The sequence below is a fragment of the Kitasatospora sp. NPDC048286 genome, from assembly GCF_043201735.1.
GTDB lineage: Bacteria > Actinomycetota > Actinomycetes > Streptomycetales > Streptomycetaceae > Kitasatospora.
This window is the reverse complement of record NZ_JBICZE010000025.1, coordinates 43,572-62,780: the sequence shown is the minus strand read 5'-3', so window position 1 is coordinate 62,780 and position 19,209 is coordinate 43,572. Positions and strand designations below refer to the sequence as shown.

At 72.3% G+C, this 19,209-nt stretch carries 16 protein-coding genes and 1 riboswitch; of the genes, 9 read left to right on the top strand and 7 right to left on the bottom strand.

Translation table 11 applies throughout. The annotated features are described in order from the left end of the window. Positions 1–104: 104 nt before the first annotated feature. Complete coding sequence (locus ACGF13_RS38145; RefSeq protein WP_392884045.1) at positions 105–878, top strand: SDR family NAD(P)-dependent oxidoreductase; 774 nt, start codon at positions 105–107, stop codon at positions 876–878. Positions 879–1,181: 303 nt separating this feature from the next. Then, a complete protein-coding gene (locus tag ACGF13_RS38140) occupies positions 1,182–3,551 on the top strand; it encodes a helicase C-terminal domain-containing protein (RefSeq protein WP_392884044.1) in 2,370 nt (789 codons plus the stop codon). 83 nt (positions 3,552–3,634) lie between these two features. On the opposite strand, the gene ACGF13_RS38135 is transcribed toward ACGF13_RS38140, so the two are convergent. The 5 genes from ACGF13_RS38135 to ACGF13_RS38115 all read right to left on the bottom strand — a co-directional run bounded on the left by ACGF13_RS38135 (position 3,635) and on the right by ACGF13_RS38115 (position 9,164). After that, positions 3,635–4,378 (bottom strand): ferredoxin, encoded by a 744-nt coding sequence (locus ACGF13_RS38135; RefSeq protein ID WP_392884043.1) that lies wholly within the window; start codon positions 4,376–4,378, stop codon positions 3,635–3,637. Continuing rightward, on the bottom strand, positions 4,375–5,193 hold the full coding sequence (locus ACGF13_RS38130; RefSeq protein WP_392884042.1) for an ABC transporter ATP-binding protein: 819 nt from the start codon (positions 5,191–5,193) through the stop codon (positions 4,375–4,377). The genes ACGF13_RS38135 and ACGF13_RS38130 overlap by 4 nt, the downstream gene beginning before the upstream one ends. Next, on the bottom strand, positions 5,190–6,269 hold the full coding sequence (locus tag ACGF13_RS38125; RefSeq protein WP_392884041.1) for a FecCD family ABC transporter permease: 1,080 nt from the start codon (positions 6,267–6,269) through the stop codon (positions 5,190–5,192). Before ACGF13_RS38125 ends, ACGF13_RS38130 begins: the two co-directional genes overlap by 4 nt. Further along, complete coding sequence (locus ACGF13_RS38120) at positions 6,266–7,210, bottom strand: ABC transporter substrate-binding protein (RefSeq protein WP_392884039.1); 945 nt, start codon at positions 7,208–7,210, stop codon at positions 6,266–6,268. The genes ACGF13_RS38125 and ACGF13_RS38120 overlap by 4 nt, the downstream gene beginning before the upstream one ends. Positions 7,211–7,349: 139 nt before the next feature. Then, positions 7,350–7,555, bottom strand: a riboswitch (cobalamin riboswitch). A gap of 121 nt (positions 7,556–7,676) precedes the next feature. Next, a complete protein-coding gene (locus ACGF13_RS38115; RefSeq protein ID WP_392884037.1) occupies positions 7,677–9,164 on the bottom strand; it encodes an alpha/beta hydrolase in 1,488 nt (495 codons plus the stop codon). 352 nt (positions 9,165–9,516) lie between these two features. On the opposite strand from ACGF13_RS38115, the gene ACGF13_RS38110 reads away from it, so the two are divergent. The 3 genes from ACGF13_RS38110 to ACGF13_RS38100 all read left to right on the top strand — a co-directional run bounded on the left by ACGF13_RS38110 (position 9,517) and on the right by ACGF13_RS38100 (position 13,310). Then, on the top strand, positions 9,517–10,701 hold the full coding sequence (locus ACGF13_RS38110) for a hypothetical protein (RefSeq protein WP_392884035.1): 1,185 nt from the start codon (positions 9,517–9,519) through the stop codon (positions 10,699–10,701). Between the two features lie 139 nt (positions 10,702–10,840). Beyond that, complete coding sequence (locus ACGF13_RS38105) at positions 10,841–11,488, top strand: hypothetical protein (RefSeq protein WP_392884034.1); 648 nt, start codon at positions 10,841–10,843, stop codon at positions 11,486–11,488. Between the two features lie 148 nt (positions 11,489–11,636). Beyond that, positions 11,637–13,310: a phospholipase gene (locus ACGF13_RS38100; RefSeq protein ID WP_392884033.1), complete on the top strand. Its 1,674-nt coding sequence runs from the start codon at positions 11,637–11,639 to the stop codon at positions 13,308–13,310. A gap of 107 nt (positions 13,311–13,417) precedes the next feature. Here the strand turns inward: ACGF13_RS38100 and ACGF13_RS38095 are convergent, their stop codons facing one another. Both ACGF13_RS38095 and ACGF13_RS38090 read right to left on the bottom strand, forming a co-directional pair. Then, positions 13,418–14,008, bottom strand: a complete 591-nt coding sequence (locus ACGF13_RS38095) for a nucleoside deaminase (protein WP_392884032.1) — start codon at positions 14,006–14,008, stop codon at positions 13,418–13,420. A 180-nt stretch (positions 14,009–14,188) separates the two neighbouring features. Continuing rightward, complete coding sequence (locus ACGF13_RS38090; protein WP_392884031.1) at positions 14,189–15,184, bottom strand: helix-turn-helix domain-containing protein; 996 nt, start codon at positions 15,182–15,184, stop codon at positions 14,189–14,191. Between the two features lie 161 nt (positions 15,185–15,345). Here ACGF13_RS38090 and ACGF13_RS38085 point away from each other — a divergent pair, with 161 nt between their 5' ends. From ACGF13_RS38085 to ACGF13_RS38070, 4 genes are all read left to right on the top strand, one after another. Beyond that, a complete protein-coding gene (locus ACGF13_RS38085) occupies positions 15,346–15,699 on the top strand; it encodes a hypothetical protein (protein WP_392884030.1) in 354 nt (117 codons plus the stop codon). 154 nt (positions 15,700–15,853) lie between these two features. Beyond that, on the top strand, positions 15,854–16,012 hold the full coding sequence (locus ACGF13_RS38080) for a hypothetical protein (protein ID WP_392884028.1): 159 nt from the start codon (positions 15,854–15,856) through the stop codon (positions 16,010–16,012). A gap of 209 nt (positions 16,013–16,221) precedes the next feature. Then, on the top strand, positions 16,222–17,559 hold the full coding sequence (locus ACGF13_RS38075) for an FG-GAP-like repeat-containing protein (protein ID WP_392884026.1): 1,338 nt from the start codon (positions 16,222–16,224) through the stop codon (positions 17,557–17,559). 29 nt (positions 17,560–17,588) lie between these two features. After that, positions 17,589–19,136, top strand: coding sequence for an FG-GAP-like repeat-containing protein (locus tag ACGF13_RS38070; RefSeq protein ID WP_392884025.1), 1,548 nt, complete (start codon positions 17,589–17,591; stop codon positions 19,134–19,136). The last annotated feature ends 73 nt before the right edge of the window (positions 19,137–19,209 follow it).

The window sequence follows — 19,209 nt, the reverse complement described above, 5'->3', positions numbered from 1 at the left end:
GGCGCCGTGCGGGTAGGGATCCTCCGGGGGTACGGCCCGGACTCCGCTGCGGGGTACGGGCCGAGGTGGTGTGTCCGGCCCGATGCGAGCCCAGGAGCAGGAGTATGGCGTCCTTGCGAGGAGATGTCGCCGTCGTCACCGGCGCCGCCAGTGGTATCGGCCGGGCGGCGGCCCTGCGGCTGGCCCGGGCGGACTGGGTGGTCGCGGCGGTCGACGTGGACGCGGCCGGTCTCGACCGCCTGGCCGCGGAGGCGTCGCGGGTGCGCCCGTTCGTCTGCGATGTCACCGACGGGACGGCCGTCGCCGCCGTGGTCCTCGACGTGGGGCGGGAGTTGGGCCCGCCGCGCCGGCTGGTGCACTGCGCGGGTGTCGCCGGGATGGGGCGGCTGCTCGACCGGGATCCGGCGGACACCCTTCGTGTGATGGATGTCGTGTACGGCGGCACACTGCGTGTGGTGCACGCGGTGGTGCCGTTGATGGCGGCCCGGGGCGGCGGTGAGGTGGTGCTCGTCGGGTCGATCGGTGGCTGGGTGCCGGTGCCGCTCGGTGGCGGGTACGGCGCGGCGAAGGCGGCGGTGCACTTCCTCGCCGAGATCGTCGCGGCGGAACACCGTGCGGACGGCATACGGGTCCTGTGCGTCTGCCCGCCGGCCGTGGAGACGCCGATGCTGGACCGGATCCGCGTCGAGACCCCTCAACTCCTCGGCCCACGCCGGGGATTGAGTGCCGAGGCGGTGCTGGACTCGATGGACCGGGCGCTGGCGCGTCGCCGGTCGTGGGCCTTTCCGGGGCGTGGGACCCGGGCCCTGTGGACGGCCCGTCGGCTGGCGCCCGGGGCGCTCAGCGGGATCGTCGCCCGGGTGCTGGTCGGCAAGTAGGGCGCCGGCCGCGGCTACCGGTACCTCCCCGAGGCCGCTGTTCGAGGACGATCACCAGGTTGTGCCGGTCGCCGGCGGCCTCCTCCTTCGCCGCGGACCGGACGTCCTGGGTGGGAGGCGAAGAACGGTCTCGGCCCCTCCGTCGGGGCTTTCGTCGCACTCACCCCCTCCGGTAGGCCATCCTTGTGCACCGGGCCTGCTTTCGGCAGGGCAGGTCGTCCTTCTGCGTGGCGAGGTGTCCCCATCAGTAAGAAGAACGGATCGACGCTGGCCGCATGGCTTCGCGGTCTTGACGCGGCCGAGTTGGAGCGGGTCCTGGCGGCGCGCCCGGACGCCGTGTCGGCTCCGGAACCGCGGTCGGTCGGCGAACTGGCGGACCGCCTCCAGCGCCCGGCGTCCGTGGCGCTGGCCCTGCCCCGACTCACGCAGCCGTGCCTACAGGTGGCGGAGGCCGTCGCCGTACTGACGGCTGCGTCGCGGGACGACCTGGCAGGCCTCCTGGACGCGACACACGGTGAACGCGCCCACGGGTTGGCCGCCGCCCTGGAGGCACTGGCGGATCGCGCTCTGATGTGGCCCGACGGCAACGGCCTGCTGCACATGGCCGCGCCGCTGCGGAACGCGTGGACCTCGCCGCTGGGACTCGACGCACCGCTCGCACGACTGCTCGGGGGCTCGAACTCCGACGAACTGGGCCGCATGGTGGCGAAACTCGCCATCAAACCCGCCGCCAACAGGAAAGAAATGCGCCTGGCGGCGCTGATCGACCATCACAGCGACCCGGTCCGGGTCACCGCGCTGGTGGCCAAGGCGCCCGCAGCCACGCGGAAACTCCTCGAGCGGCGGGCACAGGAGGCTCCGGAACGACCGGGCTTCATCATGTTCGGGGGGCCTCGGGCCGACTCCGAGCCCGGCGAACAGTGGGCACTGGAAAGGGGACTACTGATCCGGGACCGGCACCGGTACGGGCCGGCCCGCATGCCCGCGGAGGTGGCACTCGCACTGCGCGGCCCCGACTGGCACGCCCCGTTCACACCCCTCCCGCCCGGCGTGCGGCCGGCGCCCGCCACCGTCTCGGACATCGACCGGGAAACCTCGGCCGCCACGATGGCGTTCGCCGCCCACGCCGTGTCCGTCCTCGGGGTGTGCGCCGCCGCTCCACCGGCCCGGCTCAAGGCCGGCGGGGTCGGCGCCCGCGAGCTGGCCCGGATCGGCAGAGCGGCACAGTGCGACGAGATCCCGGTACGCCTCGTCCTGGAGGCGGCGAGCGCGGCCGGGCTGCTGGCCCGGGACGGCGACCGGGTCGCAGCGACCGCGTTTTACGACAACTGGGCCGAGCAGGAACCGGCCGACCAGCTCGCCGTGCTGCTCCGGGCGTGGTGGGCACTCCCGCTGACCCCCGGCGGGAGCCGCGACGAGGACGGGAAGGCTCTGCCGGCGCTCGCCGGGGCACCGCCCTGCGGAGGCTGCGTGCAGGCCCGGCACGGGTTGCTCACCGCCGCGTCGCAACTCCCGGCCGGCGAAGGCGCGGCGAACTCGGCGGACCTGGGAGCGCTGCTCGGGTGGCTGCGCCCGCTCGTCGACGAACTCCCCCAGGACACCACGCCGTTCGCCACCCTGATCCGGGAGGCGGAACTGCTCGGCGCACTCGCCCTCGGGGCCGTGTCCCCGATCGGCGCCGCCCTGCTCGCCGACGACGCCCAAGCCCTGACCGACGCCTGCCGGCGACTGCTGCCCGCCGCGAGCGGGACTGCCCGCTTCGGAAGCGATCTCACCGCCGTGGTCGCCGGCACACCGTCGGCGCACCTCCTCGCCCTGCTGGACTCCGTCGCGGACCGGGAGAGCGCCGGTGCGGCGTCCGTATGGCGGTTCAGCCCGGGAAGCGTCCGCCGTGCCCTCGACGCCGGCCTCACCCCCGACGCCCTCACAGCCGACCTGGCCGCCATCGCCGTCGAGCCGCTTCCCCAGCCGCTCTCGTACCTGATCCACGACACCGCGCGCAGCCACGGTCGAGTGCGCATCGTCTCCGCGGCCTGTGTGATCCACGGTGAGGAGCCCGCCCTCCTGGCCGAACTGGCAGCGCACCGCAAGCTCACCCAGCTCGGCCTGCGGCTGCTGGCACCAACGGTGCTGATCAGCCGGACCCCGCTCGACAAGACGCTCGCGGCACTACGGTCCGCGGGCTACGCCCCCGTCGCCGAGAAGCCCGACGGGTCCGTCCGCATCGAGCGGGCCCAACGCGCCCGCGCGGCGAGCACCCTCCCGCCGCCGCGCCCGTCCGGTGGCAGGTCCCGCACACAGCGGGCGGACGCCCACACCACGGACGCCCGGACGACCGTCGACCTGCCCTCCCTCGCCGTCCGGCTTCGGGACGCCCCGCAGGACATCCCGGAGCCGGACCCGTGGGACGACCGCCCGTACGCCAGCGACACCGAGGAGATCATCGCAGGGCACGCGCGCAACCTGTCCTTCACCGACGTCCGCCAGCTGGCCCATGCCGTCGACGACGGCCAGGCCATCACGATCGAGTACGTCGCGACCTCGGGCGACGAGACGGTCCGCACCCTCAGCCGGCTCGAACTGGACGCCCCCTACCTGCACGGCTGGTGTCACCTGCGGAACGACGAGCGGATGTTCACCATCTCCCGCATCCACGGGGTGATGCCCGCGTAGCCCGGGCGGGATCGCCGCCGGTGCGGGCACCTCGCGGTGGGCCGGGAACGGAGTTCACCCCGCTCCCGTGCCGGTGGTCGCGATCAGTCGTCGTGGTGGCCTGTCTGTTCTCTCCTGTGGCGGGGGAGTCGGTGGGACTCGACCGGTCGTCCGCCGGCGAGGTGCTCGGTGACGATGCGGTCGGCGACAGCCGGGTCGATCCTCCCGTACCAGATGTCGTCCGGCTGCACGCTGACGACGGGGGCCTGGTTGCAGGGGAACTGGCACCCCGTCTGGGTGACGAGCACGTCGTCGTCGCCGAGGCCCAGCTCGGTCAGTTTCCCTACCAGGGCGCGTAGTCCCTCCTCCGCGCCCACGGCCGCGCAACGCGGACCGCGGCACACCATGACCTGGTGCCGGTGGCCGGGGACCTCCTCCCAGGCCGTGGACGTGAGGCCGGGCTCCGTGCCGCTGATGGCCTTCGTCACCGCGGCCACCGCGGCGACCGCGTCCGGTGAGTCGGCGAGGCGGGTCGCGACGAGGAGTTCGGGGCGGTGGCCCGCACGCTCGCGCCACCAGTGCGCGGCGATCCGCCGTAGCCAGGAATGGGCCGGGCCGGAAGCCGCGAGGCGGACGCCGATCACGACCACGGTCTCGTTGCCCTCGTCGGCCAGCCTGGTCAGCGCGGCCGACAGGGAGGGGTCTCCCTGCTGCAGGAACGCGATCGAGGCCCGGTGCGACGCCGCCGTCCGGAGGAGTTCGTCACGGCGGACGACTTCCCCGATCGACATGCCGACCAGGAGTACGGCACTGCGGCGGGCGGGGGCATCCGGCAGGGGGGAGGTCATGGGGTCGTCCTTTCGCGGAGCAGTCCGTTCCACCGGATGTGCGGTCTGTCGTGCCGGGGGTGTCGTTCCACGGTGGCGTCGACGCCGTAGACGTGCGCGATCGTGGGCGAGGTGAGCACCTCGGAGACGGGCCCGTGGGCGACCAGGCGGCCGTCGAGCAGGACGGCCACCTCGTCGCAGTAGGCGGCGGCGAGTTCGAGGTCGTGCAGCGCGGCCACCGTGGTGACGCCCAGCCCGCGTACGGTTTCGAGGAAGCCGAGTTGGTGGCGTAGGTCGAGGTGGTTGGTGGGCTCGTCGAGCAGCAGCACGCCGGGCTCCTGCACCAGCGCCCGCGCGAGCTGGACCCGCTGCCGCTCGCCGCCCGACAGCGTCGGCCAGGACCGGTCGAGCAGGTGGCCGACGTCAGCCGCGGCAACGGCGTCGGCGAACACGGACCGCTCGTGGGCGCCGGCCGCGGGGTTCGTCGGCACGGGCCAGCGGCCGCGGTGCGGCGTGCGTCCGAGCTCGATGACCTGACGGACCGGCAGCGACAGCCGGGTGTCCGCCTGCTGCTCCATGAAGGCCACCTGTCGGGCTCGTCGGCGGGCCGTGAGCGCGTGGAGATCCGCTCCGTCCAGGAGGACCCGTCCCGCGCTCGGCCGGGTCAGTCCGGCGACCGCGCGCAGCAAGGTGGTCTTCCCGGCGCCGTTGGGCCCGAGCAGGCCCGTGACCCGGCCGGGGCCGAACGCGAGCGAGACCTCGTCCAGCAGCGTGGCTGCGCCGATCCGCACACGGAGTCCCTCCGCGCGCAGCTCGACGGGGGGCGTCTTTGTCACTGCCCCCTCCCGTCGGCCCGCCCCTGGCGCCACAGCAGCCAGGCGAAGAAGGGCGCTCCGAGCCCGGCCGTGATGACGCCGACGGGAATCTCCCGGTCGGGCAGGACCGAGCGCGCCACGATGTCGCTGCCCACCAGGAGGGACGCGCCCACCAGCGCCGACACGGGCAGCAGGAGGGCGTGGCGCGGCCCGCAGACGAGACGGACCACATGCGGTACGACCAGGCCGAGGAATCCGATGACGCCGGTGTTGGCGACCAGGTACGCGGTGACCAGCGCGGCGGTGGCGACGAGGACCCAGCGGGTGCGCTCGACGTGGACGCCGAGGGAGCGGGCGGAGGTCTCGCCGAAGGCGAAGGCGTCCAGGTCGCGGGCCGAGGAGGCCAGGACCGTGACACCGATCAGCGCGACCGCGGTCAGGAAGACGGCGGTGGGCCACCGCACGCCGGCGACCGAGCCGAGCGTCCACTCCATGACACCGCGCGCCGCGTTGCGGTCCCCGAGGACCATCACGACGAACGAGGTGTACGCCCCGCACATCTGTCCCACCGCGATGCCGGCGAGCACGGTCCGGGCGGTCGGTAGCGACCGGGTGCGCGCGCCGGCCAGTGCCAGGACGACGACGGCGGCGAGCAGGGCACCGGCGAAGGCCGCCGTCGCCACCGCACCGGTGCCCACGACGCCGGACACGCCGGCGCCGAGGACGATCACGGTGACCGCGCCGGCGGCGGCTCCGTCCGAGATCCCGAGCAGGAAGGGATCGGCCAGGTCGTTCCCGGTCAGCGTCTGCAACACCGCACCGCAGACCGCGAGGCCGGCGCCGGTGGCAGCCGCTCCCAGAACCCGGGGGAGCCGCAGTTGCCAGACGATCTGATCGTCCAGCAGCGTGACGTTCGGGTCGCCCAGCCCGAGACGGCGCACCACGACGTCGATCACGGTGTGGACCGGCTCGTGTTGCGAGCCCACGGCCAGGCCGAGGAGCACGGTGGTCAGCAGCAGGGCCACACCGATGGCCAGCGCCGCCGTCGCGCGGCCCGGACCGGAGGACCGCACGACGGGGTGGGGCGCGGTGGTCATGAACCCGGGTGCAGCCGGCCCAGCCCCGCGGACACCCGGGCGGCACCGTCGGCGAGCAGCACGCCGGGAGTCGACTCCGAGAACGGCACCACCACGAAGGCCTTGCGCTGCACGGCGCCGAGCTTGCTCAGCACCGGGTCGTTCTCCAAGTAGTCGATCTTGGACTGGGCGGTGTCCCAGCCTGCGTCCGCGAGCACGATGGCGTCCGGGTCCGCCGCGACGACCTTCTCCCAGCTCACGTTCTGCCAGCCACCGGGCAGGTCCCCGAAGACGTTGCGGGCGCCCACGGCATCGAGTACGAGTTGAGGTCCGCCGTGGCCGGCACCGACGAACGGCGTCTTGGTGTCCGAGTCGTACCACAGGACCTTCAGGCCCTTGCCCGCGGCCGTCGCGGTGAACCGGGCAAGCTGCTGCTCCTGCTGCTGCTGGATCGCGACGGCCCGCTCCGGGACACCGAAGACCTTGGCGACGTCGTTCAGTTCGCCCCACATCGCCTGCCAGGTCGTCGGCGGTACCTTGCTCTTGTCCGAGCAGCCGAACGGGGACACGTACGACGGGATGCCCTGGTTGCGCAGTTCCTCCCGGCTGCCCGCGACCTTGTCGGTGAACGCGCTGGCGTAGGAGGCGTACAGGAAGTCGGGACGGGCCGCGAGGAGCTTCTCCTTCGTCGGGTACTCCTTGGAGAGCACCGGGACGGAGTCGTAGGCCGCCTTCCACTTCTCCGGGACGGAGTCGTCGAGGTAGGCGGTACCGGCCATGCGGGACTGCAGGCCGAGGGCCAGGGCCACCTCGGTGGCACCCTGGTTGAGGGTCACCAGCCGCTCGGGCGGCGCGCCGACCGTCACGGTGGTCCCGCAGTTGTCCACGCCGACCGGCGCGGCACTCCCGGCCGTCCCGCCGGACGCGACGGGAGCCGGGGCGCCCGCGCAGGCGCCGAGCATGCCGGTGAACAGGACGGCCGCGACCGCCCGGCCGACACGTATCGGCCCTCTGGGACGTGCGGAATGTACGGAATGTGCGGAACGTATGGATCGAAACGGGTACGGCAGACCGCTGGGCACGTGTTCTCCAAAACCCTCGTGGAACATGTCGCGCCGTGGCCGGTCTCCTGGCTTCCGCATCGACGCGCCGCGGCCGACCTTCCCAAGCGGCTCTTCCAGCCCGCCCAGTGGCCCTGACCGGCGGCAGAGCCGGTCAGCGAGGGCCGCGGAACTCCGCGGCAACAGTGGCGAGGGCCGCACCGGAATTCGACCGGTTTCCCGAACACCACGGCGCTGGCAACATATCAGGGCTCGCGATCCCGCCGGCGAGCGGCCGGGCACCGCAGGGCGCGGACGGGGGAGCCGCGACGACCTGCGGATTCCCGCCGACGCAGCGCGGGCGGGGCCGCGCCGCGGTGGCGGTGGTTCATCGGGCGGTCGGCGCCTGGCAGGTGAGGTCGCCCCCCGGGAGCTTGCCCGTGGTCAGGTAGCGCGTGGCGGACTCGTCCGCGCAGGACCCCCTGCCGTAGACGCCGTGCCCCTCTCCTCCCAGGACGGTGATCATCCGGGAGCCGCGCAGGGACCGGTGCATGCCCTGGGCGGCGGTCAGGGGCGTCTGGGAGTCCCACTCGTTCTGCAGGATCAGCGCTTGGACGTCGTTGTCCACCGTGGTCGGGGCTTCGGCGCCGGGCTTCCAGAAGGCGCACGGCTTGATGCCGTACGCGAAGTCCCCGTACAGCGGGTACCGGGCCCTGCCGCGCACGGTGTCGCGCCGGTACTGCCCGGGGTCACGCGGCCACGATGCGGCGGTGTCGCCGCACATGACCGCCCAGAGGCCCGCGAGCTCGTTCTCCGGGGGGAGTTCGGGGGCGGGCGCCGGCGCGGCGGGCTTGTCGTCCTCGGCGGCCTTCTTCAGTTCGGCGATCCAGTCGGCGGCCTTCCGCTCCGTGAAGAAGATGTCGCGCACGGCGCGGATGTCGTCGCCGGTGAGGGGGCCGTCGCCGGTGTCGACGGGCTTGCGATCCGCCCGGGCGACGATGTCCCAGAAGGTGTTGCGGACTTCGGCCGGGGTTCGGCCCAGGTGGTACGTGGTGTCCCGCCCCGCGGTCCACTCGCTCCACCGCGTGAAGGCGGGCTCGGTCGCCTGCGCCATCTGCTGGAAGGTGCCCCGCCCGTACTGGGTGGGGTCGACCGCGCTGTCCAGCACGAACCGGTCGGCCCGCTGGGGGAACATCTGCAGGTAGACGGCGCCGAGATAGGTGCCGTAAGAGCCCCCGTAGTAGGAGATCCTCTTCTCGCCCAGGACGGTGCGGATGAGGTCCATGTCGCGGGCGGTGTTGCGGGTGGTGATGTGACGCAGCTTGTCGCCTTCCGCGGCGGCGCACTTGTCGGCCACTGTTCGCGCCCACCGCACGTCCTTCGCGAAGGTCTCGGCGTGGTATGGGCGGTCGATGTTCAGCTCGTCGGGCGTCAGACCGCAGCTGACGGGGGAGCTCTGCCCGATGCCCCTCGGATCGAAGCCGACGAGGTCGTACCGGTCCTTCACCTCCTGGGGGATGACCGGCTCCATGGCGACCGGCAGACCCAGACCCGACGCGCCGGGACCGCCGGGGTTGAACAGCAGCACGCCGCGGCGTTGTTGCGCACTGCTCGCCTTCAACCGGTTCACCACGACGTCGAGCTTCTCGCCGTCGGGGTTGCCGTAGTCCAGTGGCACCTTGACGGTCGCGCACTGGAAAGCGGCCGGCGTGTGCTCGTCGCAGTGCCCCCAGCGGAGCGTCTGCTGGGTGTACGGCCGCATCGGGTCCTCGGCGACGGTGCCGGACGTGGCGGAGGCCGTCGCCGGTGTCAGCGTCGCGGCCAGAACCACCGCAGCTCCGACGGTCACGAGAGAGGATATGGGTGTGTTTCGCATCGTCATGCTGATCCTTCGAATGATCGGATGATGAGCTCTCCGCGTCTCCGCGTCTTCGCTGAGGCCGACGAGCCCGGGAACGGGAGTGGGGGCCGGTCAACGCCCGGCGAGGAATCGGTGGGCCGGGCAGGACACGATCATGGCTTTCGGGTGACGGTCACACATCACGCGAAGTAGGGAAGGGTTCCTCCCCCGATCGGGGGAGGAACCCGGCGTGCTGAGGCCCTCGCGCAGGTGAGATCGGCCGGGCGCCGTCCCGCATCGCCCGCCGTGCGTCACCGCCGCCCGTACCGGTGGCCGAAAGCGAACGGCAGGATGCCGGGCAGACGGGGGCTGTGGAATGTTCGTGGCCATGGACGATCAGTGGCCGTCGGGCCGGTTCGAGTTGCGGTTGATGGAGTACGAGGTCCGGAGGGAGCTGGTGGTCGGCGGAACGGCCGCGGGGCTGCCGGTGACGCTGTCGCCCGACCGGGGCGTCGACGAGCAGCAGCGCTGGTACGCGGACCGGTACTCCTCGCGGCAGGCGCGGATCCGGCACGCGGCGAGCGGGCTGTGCCTGACGGCGGAGAGCGATGCGACCGGGGCGCGGTTGCGGCTGGAGCCCGCCCGCCGGGAGGGCGAGGAGGGTTGGGGGCTGCAGCTGTGGACGGTGGAGCGGCGGATGTTCGGCGAGACACTGGACGGAAGCGTCGTCGACCGGTGCCGGCTGCTGCACCTCGGCTCCGGCTCGCAGGTGGGGGTCCGGGGCCGTGACCTGATCCTGACGGCGGTCCCGAAGGAGGAGCCGGCCACCGCCTGGGCTCCGCTCGTGGACGATCCGAAGCTCGCGGGCCAGGCCTGGGCGCCGCCGGCGATCGGCTGGGAGGACCCCGAGGAGGTGTTCCAGGCCCGGGCGGCGCGGGACACCCCGGTGTACCGGCAGGTCACCGGTTCGGACGGCTGGCGGATGGAGGCGCTCACGACCACCAGTGGCGAGGTACTGGAGGAGCACGTCTTCCCGAAGGACATCGGGCTGACGACGGTGGACCAGAACAAGCCGATCCGCGGCTGGTTCACCGAACGCGGTCGGGACTGGATCCCGGCGAAGCCCGACACCGGAGGCGCCGTCGTCAAGACCTTCTACCGGGCGTCGGCGAGCCGGCGCGGCGGCTGGGTGGACGCGGACGCGCTGCGCGATCTGGTCGCCAACGCCGACTTCGACGCCGAGATCATCCGGCCGGGTGCCCGCCGCTGGGGCGCGGACGTGCGCGCCTACGGCTGGCCGGACCTGTCGATGAAGGTGTGGGTCGTGACCTGGAACGAGATCAACGGCTTCGTCCACACCGAACTCGACGGCCACTTCACCCAGGGCCACGGGGTGAAGCTCACCCGCCAGGGCGCGGAGGGCAAGTTCGCCCAGCGCACCCTGCCGAAGCAGAGCTGGTGGCAGCGCGGCGGCTCGACCCGCAAGACGTTCTACGAGACCACCGACTCCAGCGGAGGCCGCCGCTACTGGGTTGACGCCGACGACATCGAACTGCGCAACCCGCCGAGCTGACGGATCGGACACCTGGCGACCGGCGACGCACGGGCGCACGAGGGTCACGTACTCGGTCGGCAGGTCGGCAGGCCATCCCGGTTCGGAAGCCCCGGGGAGGCGTGGTCGGGTGTCAGGGGCCGCTCCTACACTCCGGCCCATGGGACTTTCGATATCAGTGGGACTCCTCTACGACCAGGCGCGCAATGACGCCGAGGGGCTCGACCACCACCGCTCCGCCTTCGCCCGCCTCAGCCGGGCGCTCATGGCGGAGGGGATCGGCTGGCACGAGCCGGAGATGACCGATCCGCCGCGCACCCGTACCTTCTCCGCCGGCTTCCCCTACGGGTATCTGACCCAGCTGCGCCGCATCCTGGTGCTCACGGACTTCGGCGAGCCCGTCACATCGGCTCTGGAGGTCAGCGAGAGCCAGTACGAGCGCGACTGCGAGAAGGTCCGGGACGAGATGTCGAGGTTCGACTCTCATCTGCTCTGTCACTCCGACAGTTCCGGCTACTACGTGCCGGTCGACTTCGAGGATCCGCTCTTCCTCCCTGACGAGGCGGACGTCGACGGCGCCGGCATCGTCGGTTCCAGTCAGCGCCTGCTGGCCGAACTGTCGGGTATCGCGTCGTCGATCGGCATCGAGCTCGACGGTGAGGGCGTTCCCTTCGATGTCGGGGCGGTCGGGCCGGCTGTGGATCCCGCGATGGACGGACCGTTCGAGACGGAACGTTTCGCCTGGCGTCAGCTCCATCGGGCGTGCCTGGCGAGCATCGAGGGCGGCCACGCCATCGTCTTCCACTGAGGCCCGGGGCCACCGGACCTCCAGTGGATGGCACGTCAGGCCGGATGCGCGGCCTTGATGGGACCCTGACAGCACCTCAGGTTACTTTGAGGTAATTTAGCGGTGTCGTCCGGGTGAACGTCCCCGGCCCCGCATGAAGGACTCGCACGTGCTCTCTCCCCAGTCCCGCCGTTCCGGCCGCCGTCTGGCCGGTTCCGCACTGGCCCTCGCCGCCGCCGTCGGTGTGCTGCCCGTCGCCCCCGCGTTCGCCGACCCGGCTCCGGCTCCGGCTCCCGCGCCGGGGGCGGCCCAGGCCGACGGTACTCCCCACCTGGACGCGGTGGAGCGGACCCTGCGCCAGGTGTCGCCCGGGCTGGAGGGTGTGGTGTGGCAGCGGACGGCGGGCAACCGGCTGGACGCACCGGCCGGGGACCCGGGCGGGTGGCTGCTGCAGACACCGGGGTGCTGGGGGGACGCCTCCTGCGCCGAACGGCCTGGGACCAAGCGGGTGTTGGACCGGATGCGGGAGAACATCTCGAAGGCCACCCGCACCGTCGACATATCAACTCTCGCCCCGTTCCCGGACGGTGGTTTCCAGGACGCCATCGTGGACGGCCTCAAGGCGTCGGTGGCCGCAGGGAACGCGCCGCACGTGCGGATCCTCGCCGGGGCCGCTCCGCTGCTCAACATCACCGCGCTGCCGTCGAAGTACCGGGACGACCTGGTGGCCCGGCTCGGCACGGCCGCCGACCGGGTGACCATCGAGGTGGCCTCGATGACCACCGCGAAGACCGCGTTCTCCTGGAACCACTCCAAGTTGCTGGTCGTCGACGGGCAGAGCGTCATCACCGGCGGCATCAACAACTGGAAGGGCGACTACCTGGACACCGCCCACCCGGTGACGGACGTCGACCTCGCGCTGAACGGTCCGGCCGCCGCCTCCGCCGGCGCCTACCTGGACACCCTGTGGGACTGGACCTGCCGCAACAGCGGTGTCTTCTCGGCCGCCTGGTTCGCCTCCTCGAAGGGCGCCGGATGCACCCCCGACCTGGAGAAGCGGCTCAACCCGGCGGCCGCGCGGGTGCCCGCCGCCGGCAACGTGCCGGTGATCGCGGTCGGCGGCCTGGGCGTCGGGATCCGCGACAGCGACCCCACCTCCGACTACCGTCCGGAGCCGGCGGCCGGCGCCGACGACGTCACGTGCGGCCCGGTCGGCCTGCACGACCGTACCAACGACGACCGCGCCTACGAGACGGTCAACCCGGAGGAGAACGCGCTGCGCTCGCTGGTCGCCAGCGCCACCAGCCGGATCGACATCTCCCAGCAGGACGTGACCGGCACCTGCCCGCCGATGCCCCGCTACGACGCCCGGCTCTTCGACCTGCTCGCGGGCAAGCTCGCCGACGGGGTGAAGGTCCGGATCGTGGTCAGCGACCCCGGCAACCGGGGCACGGTCGGCAGCGGCGGCTACTCGCAGATCAAGTCCCTGAACGAGATCAGCGACACCCTCGCGGCCCGGCTCACCGCCCGCCTCGGCGACCCGGCCCAGGCCCGGACCGCGATGTGCCGGAACCTCCAACTCGCCCCGTTCCGCGCGGCGTCCACCCCCACCTGGGCCGACGGGCACCCCTACGCGCTGCACCACAAGCTGGTCTCGGTCGACGGCTCGGCGTTCTTCATCGGCTCGAAGAACCTCTACCCGGCCTGGCTGCAGGACTTCGGCTACGTCGTGGAGAACCGCACCGCCGCCGCCCAGCTGGACGCCCAACTGCTCGCCCCGCAGTGGCAGTACTCGCAGGCCGCCGCGACCTTCGACTACAGCAGCGGCCGCTGCCAGGGCTGACGCCGCGAGAACGCCGTGAGCGCGTCGTGAGAACGCCCTGAGAACGCCCTGACCACACCGCGGGCCGCCGCGCCGAACCCGGCGACGGCGGCCCGCGGGGACCCGCCTCAGTAGTAGTGGTGGTTCGGCTTGTCCATCCACGCCCTGTAGGCACGCACACCGAGCTTGCGGTGGAGCTGCTCGATGTGGATCCGTCGATCCTTGTAGGGCTTCTCGAAGTCCTCGTACTGGAAGGAGTCGTCGAAGCCGATGGCCCGGGTGTCCTCCAGGGAGCAGCAGAAGTAGACGCTGTCGATCCGGGCCCAGTAGACGGCGCTCATGCACATGGGGCACGGAGCGCCGCTGACGTAGATGGAGCACCCCTTGAGCATCCGGGCGCGCTCCGGCACGGGGTCGCAGGACCCGGGGTCCCGCGGGACGTACTGGAGGGTCCACTCGTTCTGCCGGTCCTCGGCGATGGACGGCGACTCCGGGTTGAGGATCTGGCTCGCCTTGCGGATGGCCTCCACCTCGGCGTGCGCGGTGGGGTCTCCGGTGAGCAGGACCCGGTTCTGGCCGCGTGCGATGATCTCCCCGTCCCGGGCGATGACGGCACCGAAGGGGCCGCCCCAGCCGTTCTCGACGGATTCTCGGGCCAGCCGTACGGCTTCCTTCAGGAAAGCCTTGTCGTGATTCGGGAAAGCCTCACATCTGTCCATGAGATGACCTCTCAGCGGCCTGGCGTGGAGCTGAATGTCACATGCGGGCGATTGTCGGCTTTGCCCGATCGGTCCTGTCGGACCAGCGTAGCCCGGGCGGAGGCTTCCGCAAGCCGTGGGGGAGTTGGTCCAGCCGTGGGGGGAGTCGGCCCGGGCCGCCGCGCAGATCACTCCCGTCGATCAGACACCGGCCGGGAGCCAGCCGTGCTGGACGGCGCGCACCCCGGCCTCGAAACGGCTGCGGGCGCCGAGCCGCTCCATCAGCTCGGTGGCGATCCGCCGCGCCGTCCGCGGCGAGACGCCCAGCCGCTTGGCGATCGCCTCGTCGGTGTGCCCCTCGGAGAGCAGTCGCAGGGCGGCCGACTCCTGGCCGCTGAGGCCCCGGGAGTCGCGCACGGCCTGGCCCCCGAGGGGCTGCGCGGCGTCCCAGACGTTCTCGAACAGCGCGCAGAGGGCCGTCAGCGTGCCGTGGCCGGTCAGCACCACGGCCGCCGCCGCCGTGTCGTCGCTGTTCACCGGGATGACGGCGGCGGCACGGTCGACCACGATCATCCGCGTCGGCAGCGACGGCACGACCCGCACCTGCCCGCCCCGCGCGGCGAGCCACCCGGTGTACGCGACGGTCGGCGCGCTGTTGCACACGCTGTCGAGGTAGACGGTGCGGATCTTCACGCCGCGACCGAGCAACTCCTCGTCGAGCGGGCGGGCCGCCTCGATGCTCTCCGGCGTGTGCCCGCCGTCCGGGGCGAAGGTCATCACCTCCTCCTTCACCTCGCGGGTGAGGGACGCCAGCCGGTCGCGGATCGCGTCCAGGCCGACCAGTTGCTCGACCCCGGAGTGCGCGGCGGCCGGACGAAGGTCCGAGAAGTCGGCGATGAGCTGCGCCGCCGCGACGCGGGAGGCCTCGATCCGCTGCCGCTGGAGCGCCAGTTCGGCCTGCTGGCGGGCCATCAGGACCTCCATGCCGACGTCCGGCGAGACCGCGCGCAGCGCTCCCTCCCGTTCGTGCGAGGGCCGGACCAGGGCGAGCTCGCTGAGCGTGTCCAGTGCTGAGCGCACCTGCGCCTCGGGCAGCCCGACCGCTGCGCAGAGTCCCGCCACGCCGTCCTGAGGACGGGCCAGCATGGCCCGGTACACGGCTTCGGAAGTCGCGTCCAACCCCAGAATTGCCAGCATTCCTACCCCCCGGTAGCAGTACTGCGAAAGATGCGCGCATGATCATCGCACGGAGATCGGAAGCTGGACCAGGGGTGTGCGGTGGACCGTTCCGGCCATGGCCCGAACAGTCCCGGTCGACCCCCTGTGCGCCGCTCGCGCGGCCTGGGAGTCTCGTGCGCATGTACCTGATCCACATTCACCTGCGTTCCCCGGACCAAGCACCCCTGCCGGGCGGCGTCGCCGACCTCGTCCGGTCCGTGGCGACCCCTGCGGACCGGCTTGAGCACGTCGCCGTCCACCCGGACGCCGCCCCCGACCCGGTGCTCGGCCTGTACCTCCTCGCCGACGGCCTCGCCGACGCCGAGTCCCGGGCCGCCGCGCTCTGCGGGCGGGCCCTGGCGTCCGCCGCAGCGCTGCACGGCTGGTCCGTGGCCCGGGTCGGCGCCCCGCTCGTCTCCCCGTTCTACGAACTGGAACTGTCCCGATCAGGCCTCGCTGGACGGAACCGGCAGGGGACGTTTCCGTCCACCTGACATCCCTTCCATCCGCCCCGGGCCTCGACGAAGGTAGTGATCGCCGGCCGGGACCACCGACCGGCAGGGCCACCAGGACGAAGCGTCACCGCGGGACGCACGGTCCGGCCGCCCCTCCTCGCGCCGTCCCTCCTCCGTCGAAGGATCAACCACCATGCTGCGCACCCGTCTCGCCGAGGCCGCCGCGGTCGTCGCCCTCGCCCTCGCCGCCGTCCTGCCCGCCGTCGCCCTGTCCGCCGCCGGGCACGCCGGCGCCTCCGTCTCCCGCGTCGAGGCCGCCGACGTGCACGACGACAACATGATCTGGCAGTAGCCGGCACCGCGCCGCAGGCCCACGACCGGCTGCTCCTGCAGGGCAGCCGTTGCCGCCCCGTGCCGCCCGGCGGCGGTCCCGCCCCGTGCCGGCCCCCGCCCCGGCACCGGCCCCGGCACCGGTCCCGCCACGTCGCGTGACCCGTGGGCCGTACCTCCACCACCTCACCACGCCTGTCCCAGCCATGCCCGAAACAGGAGAACCCCACCATGCCCAAGCGCTCCCTCCGTACCCTGCTCACCGCCGCCTTCGCCACCGCCGCGGTCACGCCCGTCCTCATGCTGACGGGGGCCCAGGTCGCCGCCGCCGGCGTCGGGTCGAACATCGTCGGCATCGCCGAGGCCAACCTCGGCCACGGCGCCTGCGACACCAACAGCGCCGGCGGCAGCGGCTACTACGGCAGCTGCGGCGAGAGCTGGTGCGCCGACTTCGCCCGGTGGGTCTGGGCGCAGAACGGCGTCAACATCTCGGGGCTGACCGCGGGGGCCGGCAGCTTCGCCAAGTACGGCTCCGGAATGCACTCGACCCCCCGCGTCGGTGACGCCGCCGTCTTCAACTACAACGGCGTCGACTACGCGGAGCACGTCTCGCTGGTCGTCGCGGTCAACTCCGACGGGACCGTCAGCACCATCGGCGGCAACCAGGGCAACAGCCAGGTCACCCGCGGCACCATCACCGCCGGCGGGATGTACGGGTCCAAGCACGTCAGCGGCTACGTGTCGCCGATCGGCGGCCGCGGATCCTCCGCCGGTACGGAGTCGGGTGGGGCGAACCGGGTGCGGTGGGCGGACTTCGACGGTGACGGCCGTGCCGACTACGTGATCGTGAACGACAACGGTTCGGTGCGGGTGTTCCTGAACAAGGGTGGTGACGGCCACGGCGGTTGGAGTGACCTGGGTCAGGTCGCCACCGGGATGACCAGCGACCGCGGCCGGGTCCGCTTCGCGGACTACGACGGTGACGGGCGTGCCGACTACATCATGATCAACGGTGACGGTTCGGTGCGGGTGTTCCTGAACAAGGGCGGTGACGGCCACGGCGGTTGGAGCGACCTCGGTCAGGTCGCCACCGGGCTGACGGCCAACGCGGCCCAGGTCACCTTCGCCGACTTCGACGGTGACGGGCGTACGGACTACGTGATCACCCAGCCCGACGGTGCGGTGGGTGTCTTCCGCAACAACGGCATCGGCAACTGGACGGACCTCGGCAAGGTCGCGAGCGGCGTGACCAGCGACCTCAGCCGGATCAAGTGGGCCGACATCGACGGTGACGGGCGGGCCGACTACAACATCGTCAACCCGGACGGCAGCATCACCAGCTACGTCAACCACGGTGGCGACACCGGTGGCGGCTGGACCCTCCGCTCCAAGATCACCACCGGCATCACCAGCAACCAGAACACCCTCGACCTCGCCGACATCAGCGGCGACGGCCGCGCCGACTACCTGGTCACCACCGGCCCGACCACCGCCTTCCTCAACAACGGCGGCGACGACCAGAACAACCCCGGCTGGATCGACTACGGCCAGATCGCCGCCGGCGCCTGAACCGCGACCCGAAACAAGGAAGGAATCCCGTGAAGCGCACCACCACACTCGCTCTCGCCGCGGTGACCGCGGCGGCCGCGCTCGCCGCCGCCGTCCCCACGGCGTCCGCCGCCGCGCCGACGCCCGCCCCGGTGCTGCGGGTGATGCCGCTCGGCGACTCGATCACCTCCGGGTGGCGGAGCACCTCCGGGTGGCGGAGCACCTCCGACGCCGGGTACCGCGGACCACTCGCCGACCTGGTGGCCCAGCAGAACCGCTACACCATCGACCTGGTGGGCTCGCTGCGCAACGGCGCCACGGCCGACCCGGACAACGAGGGACACGGCGGGTCCATGGTCAACGATCTCCTGGCCGGAGTCGACGGCTGGCTGGCCGCCGCGCAGCCGGACGTCGTACTGCTCCACATCGGCATCAACGACCTGGACCGAGGTACCGACAAGGCTCACGCCGCGGACCGGACGTCGGCGCTGATCGACCGGATCCTGGCCGACCGGCCGGGCGTGACCGTCCTGGTGATGGGTCTGATCCCGACCACACCGAGCCTGACCACCCAGGTGGCCGACTACAACGACAGCCTGAGCCGGGCCGTCCTCGCCAAGCAGGCCCAGGGGCGCAAGGTCCGCTACACCGCCGCACCCGCGCTGACCCCGGCCGAGATGGCCGACGGGCTGCACCCGGACGACCTGGGCTACCAGCGGATGGCGCAGACCTTCGACCAGGCCCTGGACCGCGCCTTCACGGACGGCCTGGCCGCCCCGGCCCCGGTGCACCACGCCGGTACGGAGTCGGGTGGGGCGGGCCGGGTGCGCTGGGCGGACTTCGACGGTGACGGCCGTGCCGACTACGTGATCGTGAACGACAACGGTTCGGTGCGGGTGTTCCTGAACAAGGGCGGTGACGGTCACGGCGGTTGGAGTGACCTGGGTCAGGTCGCCACCGGGATGACCAGCGACCGCGGCCGGGTCCGCTTCGCCGACTTCGACGGTGACGGGCGTGCCGACTACATCATGATCAACGCCGACGGTTCGGTGCGGGTGTTCCTGAACAAGGGCGGTGACGGTCACGGCGGTTGGAGCGACCTCGGCCAGATCGCCACCGGACTCACCACGGACCCCACCCAGGTCACCTTCGCGGACTTCGACGGCGACGGCCGCGCGGACTACCTCATCACCCAGCCCGACGGCGCCGTGGGTGCCTTCCTCAACCGGGGCGGTGACGGTCACGGCGGCTGGATCGACGACGGCAAGGTCGCCGGCGGACTCACCTCCGACCGGAGCCGCGTCCGCTTCGCCGACTTCGACGGTGACGGCCGCGCCGACTACAACGTCATCAACCCCGACGGCTCCGTCACCACCTTCCTCAACAAGGGCGGCGACGGCCACGGGGGCTGGACCGACCATGGCCGCACGGCGACCGGGCTCACCACCGACCAGACCACGGTGGCCCTGGCGGACATCGACGCCGACGCCCACGCCGACTACCTCGTCACCACCGGCCCCACCACCGCCTTCCTCAACAACGGCGGTGACGGCCACGGCGGCTGGATCGACGACGGTCGGATCGCGGCAGGCGTCTGAGCGGGCGTCGGGCAACCGACCGACTGCTTCGCGCGACGCGCCGGCGGTGGTCATCGCGGTGGGGGATGCCCGC